General features: G+C 47.7%; 10 protein-coding genes. 6 read left to right on the forward strand and 4 right to left on the reverse strand.

All coding sequences use genetic code 11. From position 1 onward, the window contains the following. The first annotated feature begins 50 nt into the window (after positions 1-50). Complete coding sequence (locus tag VEJY3_RS00275; RefSeq protein ID WP_014230457.1) at positions 51-1,025, forward strand: SPOR domain-containing protein; 975 nt, start codon at positions 51-53, stop codon at positions 1,023-1,025. A gap of 226 nt (positions 1,026-1,251) precedes the next feature. Beyond that, positions 1,252-2,259: a LacI family DNA-binding transcriptional regulator gene (locus VEJY3_RS00280; RefSeq protein WP_014230458.1), complete on the forward strand. Its 1,008-nt coding sequence runs from the start codon at positions 1,252-1,254 to the stop codon at positions 2,257-2,259. 62 nt (positions 2,260-2,321) lie between these two features. Here VEJY3_RS00280 and edd read toward each other — a convergent pair whose 3' ends face one another. Next, a complete protein-coding gene (gene edd, locus VEJY3_RS00285) occupies positions 2,322-4,118 on the reverse strand; it encodes a phosphogluconate dehydratase (RefSeq protein WP_014230459.1) in 1,797 nt (598 codons plus the stop codon). Then, positions 4,115-4,642 carry a gluconokinase gene (locus VEJY3_RS00290; RefSeq protein ID WP_014230460.1) on the reverse strand — a complete coding sequence of 176 codons (528 nt, stop codon included), beginning with the start codon at positions 4,640-4,642 and terminating at the stop codon, positions 4,115-4,117. The genes edd and VEJY3_RS00290 overlap by 4 nt, the downstream gene beginning before the upstream one ends. Before the next feature lie 153 nt (positions 4,643-4,795). On the opposite strand from VEJY3_RS00290, the gene VEJY3_RS00295 reads away from it, so the two are divergent. The 3 genes from VEJY3_RS00295 (at position 4,796) to hutX (ending at position 7,668) form a co-directional block, all read left to right on the forward strand. Further along, positions 4,796-6,172, forward strand: a complete 1,377-nt coding sequence (locus VEJY3_RS00295; protein WP_014230461.1) for a GntP family permease — start codon at positions 4,796-4,798, stop codon at positions 6,170-6,172. Between the two features lie 9 nt (positions 6,173-6,181). After that, a complete protein-coding gene (locus VEJY3_RS00300; protein ID WP_014230462.1) occupies positions 6,182-6,796 on the forward strand; it encodes a bifunctional 4-hydroxy-2-oxoglutarate aldolase/2-dehydro-3-deoxy-phosphogluconate aldolase in 615 nt (204 codons plus the stop codon). 347 nt (positions 6,797-7,143) lie between these two features. Next, complete coding sequence (gene hutX / locus VEJY3_RS00305; RefSeq protein ID WP_014230463.1) at positions 7,144-7,668, forward strand: heme utilization cystosolic carrier protein HutX; 525 nt, start codon at positions 7,144-7,146, stop codon at positions 7,666-7,668. 191 nt (positions 7,669-7,859) lie between these two features. Here the strand turns inward: hutX and gorA are convergent, their stop codons facing one another. Beyond that, on the reverse strand, positions 7,860-9,215 hold the full coding sequence (gorA, locus tag VEJY3_RS00310) for a glutathione-disulfide reductase (RefSeq protein WP_014230464.1): 1,356 nt from the start codon (positions 9,213-9,215) through the stop codon (positions 7,860-7,862). A gap of 262 nt (positions 9,216-9,477) precedes the next feature. Continuing rightward, a complete protein-coding gene (locus VEJY3_RS00315) occupies positions 9,478-10,317 on the reverse strand; it encodes a 23S rRNA (adenine(2030)-N(6))-methyltransferase RlmJ (protein WP_014230465.1) in 840 nt (279 codons plus the stop codon). 387 nt (positions 10,318-10,704) lie between these two features. Between VEJY3_RS00315 and prlC the strand changes: the two genes are divergently transcribed. After that, the gene (gene prlC / locus VEJY3_RS00320) at positions 10,705-12,747 is read left to right on the forward strand and encodes an oligopeptidase A (protein ID WP_014230466.1); all 2,043 of its coding nucleotides are present in this window, start codon (positions 10,705-10,707) and stop codon (positions 12,745-12,747) included. The last annotated feature ends 2 nt before the right edge of the window (positions 12,748-12,749 follow it).

Raw genomic sequence — 12,749 nt, forward strand, 5'->3', positions numbered from 1 at the left:
TGGCGGTCTTCCGCCACAATGACCTTACCCACTAGTTTAGAATGAAGCGTATGGAATTGAAGAAGGCACAACACTCATCTCGACATATCCAATTAAGCCTCAGCCTAGGTTTAGTCTTGGGTTGCGCCCAGTTTTCTCCAGCCGTGTTGGCTGAAGAATTTCTTTGTCAGGCGACTCAGGCCAGCGCCAAAGAGTTACCAAGGCTTGAGCAAACTTGCCCTATCGGAACCGGAGTATGGGGAAAGAAAGTGCCGCAGGGTGGCAGTGACTTTTACTGGATTCAATGTGGTTTGCTGCCTAAGCCGATGTCACTGGCCAAATCCAAGCCCCTCTATAATCAAATTACCACGGATGTTTGGATGAAATCTGAACCTAACGGCTATCGATGTCTGATTGGTCCGTATACCGATCCCGCGAAAGCCACGGCTGATTTACGTGGAGTGAAAACTTTACCGAACTATAGAGAAGCGTTTATTCGTGTGGTTGGCAAAGGTGGGTCCTCAGCTTCGAAACAACCCAAAGCAGTCAAGAAGGCAGTGGTTGGGACAACACCAACGGCTCCGAATGTGCGACCTAACACCGATGCATTTAAACGTTCAACTACGGCTTCTCAACCACAGTCTGTCGCAGCTAAACACGTAGACGCGAAACCCGTCGCTAAAGCTCAGCAAGAAAAGAGAATCTCCAATCAAGATGGCATTGTTGTTCGCTTAAAAACAGCACTTCAGGGCAAAACTTATGTCGTGCCATATCTGATAGAGAATAATAACCAGTTCTACATGGAATATGGCAAACCATGGAACCGACTCAACTATAAAAGCGCAACACAGATTTGCCAGCAATTGGGGATGTCGTTGTCAGGCTCGGACGAGTTCAAGACCTTGAGATCTTCCGGAGTGATGGAAAAGAATAACTGGCCACTGCAACTCCCGTATTGGGGTAAAGGCAAGAAAGGTTTGTTTACCGATCGCGAACCCAATCAATTAACCGGCACTTCGTTGCTGAATGTGATGTGTGTGAAGTGATTTCGAGTACTAAAGAAAAAGCCCCGGTCATTCGGGGCTTATTTGCATGAAAGAATTCTGCTTTGTTGCGTGATGTTTAGCTTACTGAAGCTTCTCGATCTGCGTTGAAAGAGCTCCTAAGCGCATGATTTTGTGAACGGTATGAGGAACTCTCTTAGTTTACTTGCCGCTATGCAATGTATTCGTCATAATGTTACTAGTAACATTGCTGATAATTCACATATTTATGACTCAAAAGAATAAGAAAACACGTGCGACATTACAGGATGTTGCTGACCAGGTTGGCGTAACAAAGATGACGGTTTCGCGTTACATGCGTAATCCGGAATCCGTTGCTGAAAAGACTCGGGTTAAAATCGCCGCTGCGATAGAAAAGCTGGGTTATATAGAAAACCGCGCTCCGGCGATGTTGTCCAAATCCTCCAGTAAAGCGATCGGTATTTTGCTTCCTTCGCTGTCTAACCAAATTTTTGCTTCTTTTGTGCAGGGCATTGAGATGGTCACCAAAGCGAATGGCTATGAGACGCTTTTGGCCCACTTTAGCTATGATGTAGAAGAAGAAGAGCGCAAGATCGCCTCATTACTCTCTTATCAAGTTGATGGGTTGATCTTAACGGAAAGCAACCATACCCCACGTACATTGCAGATGATCAAAAATGCCGGTGTACCGGTGGTAGAGACCATGGAATTGCCGGAACAACCCATTGATATGGCGGTTGGTTTGGACCACGAAGATGCATCGTATAGTGCAGTAAAACGTATGTTGGATTCTGGCAAGCGTACCATTGTCTACTTTGGTGCCCGTTTAGATACGCGAACTAAGCTACGTATGCAAGGCTATGGCCGTGCGATGTCGGAAGCAGGCTTAGAAGCGAAACACGTATTAACCGGCGAACACTCCAGCTTCTCTCTTGCGCATGAGTTACTTGAGCGTGCATTGGAGACTTACCCTGAACTTGATGGTGTGTTCTGTACCAACGATGATATCGCGATTGGTACCATCCTCAGCGCCCAGCAGCGCGGGATTAACGTCCCTGAGCAACTGGCAGTGGTTGGCTACAACGCATTAGACATCGGCCAGACTATCAGTCCGAAATTAACCAGTGTGGATACGCCACGTTTTGAGATTGGCAAGAAGAGTGCAGAGCTGCTGATAGCGCGATTAAAAGGCGAAGAGCAGCCAGAGTTAGTGGTCGATATGGGCTATGACATTACTGCGGGTGAGAGTGTGTAATACTTTGTTGAATAATACAGACAAGCGGAGTGATCAGTACTCCGCTTGTCTATTTTTACGCCCTAAACAATAAAGCTCGCGCCCTGATCTGCACTGGAAACGTTGTGGCGGATCACTTCGAAAAATCCACGTCCCCATGTTTTCTGGGTTGACTCAGTATCAAGCTGAATGACTTCACGTCCACTGGTGTCGGTTAAGTTGTTCAGCTCACCCGTTTGGCAATCCACGCGAATAACATCACCATCACGGACTAAACCTATTGCACCACCGCGAATCGCTTCAGGTGAGACATGGATCGCGGATGGAATTTTGCCGGATGCGCCTGACAAACGGCCATCGGTAACCAACGCAACTTTAAAGCCCATTTTTTGCACATTACCTAATATTGGCATCAACTTATGCAGCTCTGGCATGCCGTTCGCAGCTGGACCGTTGTGCGTTACAACGACAATGCAGTCTTTGTTGAGCTCACCTCGTTTGTATGCCGCTTCTACTTCATGCTGACACTGGAAAACCACAGCAGGTGCTTCGATAATGCGCTGTTCTTCTGTTACTGCCGAGACTTTCACGACCGCTTTACCTAAATTGCCATCTAAAACACGTGTACCACCAGTGTTTTGGAATACTGCTTCCGGGGCAGCGATGACATCGCCATCCAGGCTTCGCTGACAGGCTGTCCATACCAACTGGTCATTGTTCAGAGATGGAATCGTCATCTGATCAGAGAACTCTCCGAAAACCGGTTTTACATCGCGGTGCAGTAGCTCAGATTTATTCAGTCGATGCAACAAGGCTGGAACGCCGCCAGCGGCCTGAAATGCATTCATATCCGCCGGACCGTTTGGATAAACACGCGCCAGAAGAGGCACCACTTCGGACAAGTCACTGATGTCTTGCCAGGTGAGCAAGATCCCTGCTGCGCGAGCGACGGCGACCATATGAATGGTGTGGTTAGTACTGCCGCCAGATGCCAGCAGCGCAATGATACCGTTGATTAGGCTCTTTTCCGTTACCACTTCAGCCAGAGGACGGAAATTGCTGGAGCCTGCAGTCATGGACGCTATCTTCAGTGCCGCGTGGTCTGTTAACGCTTTACGTAGTTCACTATGCGGGTGGATAAACGCAGAGCCCGGTAGCATTAGGCCCATGGCTTCAAAGACCAGTTGGTTGGTATTTGCGGTGCCGTAGAAAGTGCAGGTGCCAGGAGAGTGATAAGCACGGCACTCCATGTCCAGCAGCGCTTCTTTGCCTACTTCGCCTGCCGCGTATTTTTGGCGTACATCGACTTTTTCTTCGTTGCTGATGCCGGTTGCCATTAAACCAGCAGGTACAAAGGCCGTTGGCAGGTGAGCGTAAGAGAGCGCGCCCATTAGTTGTCCTGGTGCGATTTTGTCGCAGATACCAAGCAGCAGGGTAGCGTCAAAAACATTATGACTCAGAGATAACGCCGTCGATTGAGCAATCAAGTCACGAGAAAATAGCGACATATCCATGCCAGGCTGACCTTGAGTCACGCCGTCGCACATGGCGGGTACGCAGCCTGCTACTTGAGCGGTGTGCCCATATTGCGCCAGTACTTGTTTAATTTGCGTCGGGTATTCTTGGTAAGGCTGGTGGGCACTCAACATGTCATTGTAGGCACTGATGAGCGCGATATTAGACTGTGTAAAGTTGAGAATATTTTCTTTCTCGGAAGAACATGACGCAGCCACCGCATGCGCTAGGTTCCCACAGGATAAACCGGTACGACCTTTACCCGCTTCCGACTGAAGACGAGTATGTGCTAAAAATTCGGCGCGAGCTTCACGGCTTCGTTCGATAAGACGTTCGGTTACATTGAGAATAACGGAGTGGGTCATGATGCCTCCTCAACCGGTTGCTGTTTTAAGAGTTCTGCTGCAGAGCGCTCCACAACACCACTGATGTCACCTTCAATGCTTACCACTAGGGTTTGCGGTTCATTATCTGGGCGCTCAAGGGTTTCAAACTGGCTTTTCACCATGTTTTCTTTCATGAAGTGGCCTTGACGAAGACGCATGCGATTAAGGATCAATTCCATGTCGCCATCCAAAAACAGGAAAGTCACGTTGTTGTTGCCTTCTCGGATTTGATCGCGGTAGATCTTTTTTAGAGCCGAACAGACGATCACGCCGTGTTCGTTTTTACTTTCCAGGCTGTATGCGGCATCACGGATACGTTCTAGCCATGGCTTGCGATCGTCATCGTTCAGAGGCTGGCCTGATGCCATTTTCTGGATGTTCGCTCGTGGGTGAAGATCATCACCATCAATGAATTTTCGTCCTAGCTTTTTCGCTAGTTGCTCGCCGATTGTACTTTTTCCACTCGCACAAACGCCCATAACGATGACACTACTACCAGCCATAACTTATCCTCATAACTAAAGTTGCGCGTGATCTCAATTTTTGAATTCACTTTAAAATATGGGTTTATCTTATTCATGTTATCGGTAACATGTTACCGGTAACTTAAATAAATGTGAACCAAAACACAAACTATAATTCTTAAAGGTGAACCTATGGAGCAGCTAGCCCAAGCCCCAGATCCTACATACTTACTAACGATTGCAGGCCTTGCTATTGCAGCGTTACTCGTTCTAATCATTAAATTAAAAGTCCATGCTTTTGCATCCCTGACTATGGTGAGTTTGGGGACGGCAATCGCCACGGGCGTATCGACTGACAAGGTCGTACCCACCATGATGAGTGGCTTCGGAGGCACGTTAGCTTCGGTTGCTTTGCTGGTTGGTCTTGGTGCGATGATCGGTAAAATTTTAGAAGTGACTGGTGGTGCGAAAGTACTGGCAGACACTTTGATTGGCCGCTTTGGTGAAAAGCGTGCACCACTTGCACTCGGCGTGGCGTCGTTGATGTTTGGCTTCCCAATTTTTTTCGATGCGGGTTTAGTTGTGATGATGCCAATCATCCTGAGCGTCGCGGCTCGATTCGGTGGCTCACCACTTAAATACGCTTTACCAGCCGCAGGTGCGTTTGCCGTTATGCATGCGTTTGTTCCCCCGCACCCAGGTCCGGTTGCCGCAGCAGACTTTCTTGGTGCCAACATTGGCCTGCTGTTAGTGGTCGGCATTTTAGTCGCGATTCCGACTTGGTATCTTGGTGCTTACTTATTTGGCCTTTATGCTGGTAAGAAGTTTGAGATTCCACTTTCCACAGCATTCTTTGACCGTGATGCGTTCGCAGATGAAAGCAAAGCGCCAAAATTTGCGACGGTAATGACGCTGCTTATCCTGCCAGTTTTGCTCATCTGTTTAGACACGGTTCTTAACACGCTTGCGGTTGCTGGAGTTATTGATGGCGATTCATCACTGGTTTCGTTCCTGCGTATGCTGGGTAAAACCCCGGTAGCGCTACTGATCACGCTGACGGTTTGTCTTGTTGTATTTGCTAAAGACTACGGTATGGCGAAGCTAGAAAAACTGTGTGGTGAGTCACTGGCACCGATTTGTGGTGTTATTCTGGTGACAGGCGCAGGCGGCATGTTCGGCGGTGTGTTGCGTTCAAGTGGGATTGGTGATGCACTTGCTGGTGTATTAACCAATACTGGTATGCCTGTTATTGTTGCGGCATTTGTTATCTCAACCTGCCTGCGCGTTGCCCAAGGCTCTGCAACCGTGGCACTGACGACAACTGCCGCTCTTATTTCGCCTGTTGTGGCTGCGTCCACTGGTTTAAGCGAGCTTGATCTATGCTTTATCGTGATTGCAATTGCTGGTGGTGCAACAGTGCTTTCACACTTCAACGACTCTGGTTTCTGGTTGGTTTCTCGCTTGCTGGAGATGGATGAAAAAACCACATTAAAAACTTGGACGGTAATGGAAACGTTACTTGGCGGTATCGCGTTTATTATCGTCGCAACATTAAGCTTTATTCTTTAGAGGTTACCCATGACAACTCTTGAACAACGATTAAAAGAAATCAAAATCGTCCCAGTTATCGCTATTAACGATGTCGCTCACGCACTGCCACTGGCGAAAGTGTTAGTAGAAAACGGCCTGCCATGTGCCGAAGTGACTTTCCGTACCGAAGCGGCGGCAGAATCAATTCGTATTATGCGCGAAGCGTATCCAGACCTGCTAATTGGTGCAGGCACAGTACTGACGACCGAGCAGGTTGATCTTGCTATTGATGCGGGTGCGGACTTTATCGTTAGCCCGGGCTTTAACCCAACGACAGTGAAATACTGTCAGCAGCGTAATATCGCGATTGTACCGGGTGTGAACAACCCAAGCTTGGTTGAGCAAGCGATGGAAATGGGCCTACGCACTCTTAAGTTTTTCCCGGCAGAGCCATCGGGTGGCGTGAACATGCTAAAAGCGCTAACAGCGGTTTACCCAGTAAACTTTATGCCAACGGGTGGTGTTAGCCCTTCTAACGTAGAAGATTACCTTTCACTTAAGTCGGTGATCGCATGTGGCGGTACCTGGATGGTACCAACGAAACTGATGGATGATGGCGACTGGGAAGGCTTGGCTGAACTGGTTCGCGCGGTTAATTCATAAGCGAGCTTCGTTCTATCACTCTTTACTGTGTATCGGTAATGCGAAAGGGCCTTGAGTGGCCCTTTTTATCAAACCTCTCCTCGACAAGATCTTTCTCTCAAAAACTCTTTTTCTCCGCCATTGGCGGCTGTCATTACGTTAACTGTATTCGCAAAGATACCACTCCCTTTCTCCAATTAATCAAGCTCTTCATTGTTCTAAAATTGAAATATAATGATACTGAATGTTATTTGTGTTTATATTTTTGGTGGTTATCATTCTGAGTGGTTTTGTATTGAAATTTTATCAATGGAGCATTCATTGCCCTTTGAGTGTTATTGAATATAGAGAAGTAATTAGGAATAAACATGTACACCACTTGTTCTGAAGCAGAAGTAAAACAAAAAGTTGCCGCCGCATTGTTAGAAGATGCAACAGTCCCAGTAGCAAGTATGTCTGAGCAATTGGGTTTGAATGAGGGAGCGATTACGTTTGCACTACCTGAAGAGATGGTCACACGCGTTGCTGGAGAACATGCCCAAGTCATTTTAGAACAGTTACCGGAATGGGGGAGCGTTACTACGATTGTTCACTCCTTCGGTTCAATATTTGAAACCAAAGCTAATTTTCCTAAAGGTAAACAAGCACACGGTTACTATAACTTGATGGGCAGAGAGGGCGAACTGCATGGTCATTTACGTTTGGATCTAATGGAACATATCGCATTAGTTAGTAAATCATTCCGTGGCTTGGAAAGTCACTATATTGGTTTTTTTGATGCGGAAGGTAATTGTATTTTTAAAGTGTACTTAGGAAGAGATAAAAAGCGTCAACTTTTCCCGAATCAGGTAGAAGCGTTTACGCAGCTAAAAAAGGAGTTTGCTGCCTTATAACAGCAAGTTATCTAATGAATAGTGATAACTTGACGAATTTGTCGTCAACGACTGGAAGAGTGTCACATTTACAAACGGACAAATTAATAATTAAGCTGAGCCTCTTTTATGCGCTAACGTTCTAAACAATTATCCCCGAGCAAGCTCGGGGATAATTATGTTAGGCAGAGATGTTGTAAAAGGCTTTTACACTATCTCATGGTCACGAACTCTTCCGAGCCCGTTGGGTGGATTGCTACAACAGAGTCGAAGTCTGCTTTAGTTGCACCCATCTTCATTGCTACGCCGAAGCCCTGAATCATTTCGTCTACCGTGAAACCGATGCCGTGCAGGCCGACTACCGTTTCTTCTTCACCAGCACATACCAGCTTCATCTTACATGGTTGACGGTGCTTAGTGACTGCGGTGTACATTGCCGTGAAGCCTGATGTGTACACTTTCACGTTGTCTTCGCCGTACTTCGCAATCGCTTCTGGCTCAGTCAGCCCGATGGTACCGATTGGTGGGTGGCTGAATACGACAGTCGGAACGAGGTCGTAATCCATCTTCGCGTTTGGCTTGTTGTTGAACAAACGCTCAGAAAGCTGACGACCTGCTTTCACTGCTACAGGTGTTAGCTCGATACCACCTTCCATGATGTCACCTACACAGTAGATGCCTTTCACGTTGGTTTCTTGGTATTCGTCTACCTTGATGTAGCCTTTGTCGTTGGTTGCAACGCCAGTTGATGCTAGGTTGATAGCGTCTGTTGTTGGGTGACGGCCGATTGCCCAGATTAGCTGGTCAACGTTTTGGCTTTCACCATTTTCCAGGTGCAGAGTCAGAGTGCCATCTTCTTCTTTAATGATTTCTTTTGGTACAGAATGGGTGTGCAGTTTTGGACCTTCTGCGTCCATCACTTCAACCAACGTTTCGATGATCATTGGATCGAAGCTACGCAGTGGCGATTCTTTACGTACGAACAGGTGCGTTTCTGTACCTAGTGCGTGTAGTACGCCCGCGATTTCAACTGCGATGTAGCCTGCACCAACAACCGCTACGCGTTTTGGTTGCTCAGCCAGGTCGAAGAAGCCGTTTGAATCGATGCCGTATTCTGCGCCCGGGATGTTTGGAATAGTTGGACGGCCACCAACAGCGATCAGGATATGATCGGCCGTGTAGTGTTCACCGTTTACTTCAACGGTTTTTTCGTCAACAAACTTAGCGAATCCTTTGATTACATTTACTTTGTTGTTGCCTAGAACACGGTCGTAAGATTGGTGAATACGACCAATGTACGCCTGACGACTTTCTACCAGCTTGCTCCAGTCGAAACCTTTCACGTCGACATCAAACCCATAATCTTCCGCGTACAGGTTCATTGCTTCTGCGATTTGCGCGCCATGCCACATCACTTTCTTTGGTACACAACCTACGTTTACACAGGTGCCACCAAGGTCTTGTGCTTCAATTAGCGCTACTTTCGCGCCGTACATGGCTGCACGGTTTGCAGATGCGATGCCGCCACTGCCGCCACCGATACAGATATAGTCAAAATGAGTCGCCATTACTTTCTCCAAGAGCGTATGAATTTCTGGTTAACAAATACATTGGGGTGATGAGATGTTAACTCAATATCGCCGCAACATTTTGTTAAGAAGTCTGCCTATGATAAATCGAATCTGACCAATACCTAAATGGGAAAAAGTGACAATGCTTATGACAAATAGCGATGAGAGGCACAAAAATGAGGATTGATGGATTGCGAGGAGCAAAAGAAAAGCGCAACGAGGTCGTCGTTGCGCTTCGAGCTTTCATACGCAAAGCGTCTTATTCTGGTACGATCCAGTCGACTTTCCAGTGTCCAGTCGCAGGTGCAATCGCTTCTTGAAGGAACGGCAGAATCTCTTTCATCTGGCTTTCCAGTTTCCATGGCGGGTTAATCACAATCATGCCTGATGCGGTCATGCCGCGCTCGTTGGTGTCAGGAGAGACGCCAAGTTCAATTTGCAGAATCTTACGAATCCCTAGCGCTTCCAATCCTTCGATCATGTCATCAATGTCGATGCGGTTAACCACCGGATACCAGATAGCGTAGATGCCCGTTGCCCAGCGCTTGTGACTCTGGTGAATAGCGCGTACTACATCACGATACTCTTTTGCTAGCTCGTATGGTGGGTCAATCAGCACCAAGCCACGACGTTCTTGCGGCGGTAGGCTCGCTTTTAGGCGCTGAAAGCCATCCTCTTTGTAGATGCTCACCTGACGATCGCGATGGAACTCTTGCTCCAATAGCGGATGGTCGGCAGGGTGAAGTTCCGTCAGTACCATGCGGTCTTGTGGGCGGATTTGGGCACGAGCTACTCGAGGTGAACCTGGGTAGTAACGAAGGTTCTCTCCATTGTTCAGTGCTTTGATAGAGTCGATGTAGCTTTTGATGTCTTCAGGAAGGTTTGGGTTATCCCAAATGCGAGCGATGCCTTGTTTGTATTCACCCGTTTTTTCAGACCACTCGTGAGTCAGATCGTAACGGCCCACACCCGAGTGGGTATCGTGATAAACGAATGGCTTATCTTTTTGTTTCAGCGCATCAAGAATGAGGCTTTGAACGATGTGTTTGACCACGTCAGCATGGTTGCCTGCGTGGAAGCTGTGGCGGTAACTTAACAAATTAAACTCTCGAAACACTCTGTAACTGAGTGTGGTCTGTGATGTCAGATAAAATAATTAAGCGCATTATATACCCAACTAAAGCCAATATGCAGACTATGCTTTCGGCTTTGTATAACTAATGAACTCATCACTATTGAAATATCTTTAAGTCACCCATACTTACTAAACATATTGAACCTAAGTGAATGCCAGTACTCCAATAGAGTTAGCCTCATTTAGGCATAACGAAACTCAAGGACAGAGTTGCTCTCGCTGATCACCGTGGTCATCGCTGCATAGAGAAAGGGAACGGATATCCCTCCATCCATGTTGTTGGCGTTCCTGTACCTTGAGTGAACCTATTTTATAGGTAGTCACACAGCCAAAACACAAAAGGAATTATTCATGTCTAATCCACTTCTGACGTTTACGGACCTGCCTCCGTTTTCGCAAATTAAACCAGAACACATTAAACCTGCGGTGGAGCAGGCGATAGCGGATTGCCGCGCCAAAGTTGAAGCCGTGTTAAAAGAAAGCACGCATCCAACTTGGGAAAGCATCATTGCACCGATGGAAGAAACGGATGACCGTTTAAGCCGTATCTGGTCACCTGTCGGCCACATGAATTCAGTGGTAAACAGCGAAGCACTGCGTGAAGCGTACGAAAGTTGTCTGCCAATCTTATCGGAATACGGTACTTGGGTGGGTCAACACAAAGGTCTGTACGAAGCGTACAAATCGATCAAAGCCAGCGACGAATTTGCAACGCTGACTCGTGCCCAGCAAAAAACCATTACGGATGCACTGCGTGATTTTGAGTTGTCAGGTATCGGCCTGCCATCTGACGAACAGCATCGCTACGGTGAAATCAGCAAGCGTATGTCGGAGTTGAGCTCAAAATTCTCTAACAACGTGTTAGATGCGACAATGGGCTGGACCAAACATATTACTGATGAAAAAGAATTAGCAGGTATGCCGGAGTCTGCGCTGGCAGCAGCCAAAGCAGCGGCGGAAGCGAAAGAGCTGGAAGGCTACCTGATCACGCTGGATATTCCATCTTACCTGCCTGTGATGACTTACTGTGACAATCAGGAACTGCGCAGAGAAGTGTATGAAGCGTACGTGACTCGTGCGTCAGATCGTGGTCCAAATGCAGGCCAGTGGGATAACACTGAAATCATTATCGAACAGCTGAAACTGCGTCATGAAATTGCGCGTATGTTGGGCTTCAACACCTTTAGTGAGAAGTCGCTGGCAACCAAAATGGCAGAAACGCCAGAGCAGGTGCTAGGCTTCCTGAACGATTTGGCCACTCGCGCTAAGCCTCAAGGTGAGCGTGAGGTGGAAGAGCTACGTCAATTCACGAAGAGCGAGTTTGGCGTTGAAGAACTAAACGTGTGGGATATCGCATACTACAGCGAGAAGCAAAAACAGCACCTGTTCCAAATCTCAGATGAAGAGCTGCGTCCTTACTTCCCAGAATCTAAGGTCGTAAGTGGTCTGTTTGAAGTCCTAAACCGTGTGTTTGGCATGAAAGTCGAAGAGCGCGAAGGTGTGGATACCTGGCACGAGTCGGTTCGATTCTTCGATATCTTTGATGCACAAGGCACACTGCGTGGCAGCTTCTATCTGGACCTTTACGCGCGTGAACACAAACGAGGCGGCGCTTGGATGGATGATTGCCGTGGTCGTCGTATTACGCTGTCTGGCGAACTGCAAACGCCGGTCGCTTACCTGACTTGTAACTTCAACCGTCCAGTTGGCGATAAGCCTGCACTGTTCACTCACAATGAAGTGGTGACGTTATTCCACGAGTTCGGCCATGGTATTCACCACATGCTGACGCAAGTGGACACTGGTGCAGTATCAGGTATCAACGGTGTGCCTTGGGATGCGGTTGAGTTGCCTAGTCAGTTCCTGGAAAACTGGTGTTGGGAAGAAGAAGCGCTGGCGTTTATTTCTGGTCATTACGAAACGGGTGAGCCTTTACCAAAAGCAATGCTGGACAAGATGCTGGCGGCGAAGAACTTCCAGTCGGCGATGGGTATTCTACGCCAGCTTGAGTTCGGCTTGTTCGACTTCACTCTTCACACGGAATACGACCCAGAAGTGGGCGCGCGTGTGCTGGAAACCCTAGCGGAAGTGAAGCAGAAAGTGGCGGTTGTTCCTGCGGTAGAGTGGGCGCGTTTCTCGCACAGTTTCGCGCATATTTTTGCTGGTGGTTACAGCGCAGGCTACTACAGCTACTTGTGGGCAGAAGTGTTGTCTTCAGATGCTTTCTCACGTTTTGAAGAAGAAGGCATCTTTAACAAAGACACAGGCCAAAGCTTCCTGAATAACATCCTTGAGATGGGCGGCAGTGAAGAGCCGATGGAGCTGTTCAAACGCTTCCGTGGTCGTGAACCACAAATTGATGCGCTTCTGCGCCATTCAGGCATTGCTGCATAAAC

Source organism: Vibrio sp. EJY3 (assembly GCF_000241385.1).
Classification (GTDB): Bacteria; Pseudomonadota; Gammaproteobacteria; order Enterobacterales; family Vibrionaceae; genus Vibrio; species Vibrio natriegens.

Excerpts from the sequence above, each read along its gene's own strand:
- VEJY3_RS00275 (WP_014230457.1), top strand. The coding sequence starts at position 51 with ATGGAATTGAAGAAGGCACAACACTCATCTCGACATATCCAATTAAGC.
- edd (WP_014230459.1), bottom strand. The coding sequence starts at position 4,118 with ATGACCCACTCCGTTATTCTCAATGTAACCGAACGTCTTATCGAACGA.
- gorA (WP_014230464.1), bottom strand. The coding sequence starts at position 9,215 with ATGGCGACTCATTTTGACTATATCTGTATCGGTGGCGGCAGTGGCGGC.
- VEJY3_RS00290 (WP_014230460.1), bottom strand. The coding sequence starts at position 4,642 with ATGGCTGGTAGTAGTGTCATCGTTATGGGCGTTTGTGCGAGTGGAAAA.
- VEJY3_RS00280 (WP_014230458.1), top strand. The coding sequence starts at position 1,252 with ATGACTCAAAAGAATAAGAAAACACGTGCGACATTACAGGATGTTGCT.
- prlC (WP_014230466.1), top strand. The coding sequence starts at position 10,705 with ATGTCTAATCCACTTCTGACGTTTACGGACCTGCCTCCGTTTTCGCAA.
- VEJY3_RS00295 (WP_014230461.1), top strand. The coding sequence starts at position 4,796 with ATGGAGCAGCTAGCCCAAGCCCCAGATCCTACATACTTACTAACGATT.
- VEJY3_RS00300 (WP_014230462.1), top strand. The coding sequence starts at position 6,182 with ATGACAACTCTTGAACAACGATTAAAAGAAATCAAAATCGTCCCAGTT.
- hutX (WP_014230463.1), top strand. The coding sequence starts at position 7,144 with ATGTACACCACTTGTTCTGAAGCAGAAGTAAAACAAAAAGTTGCCGCC.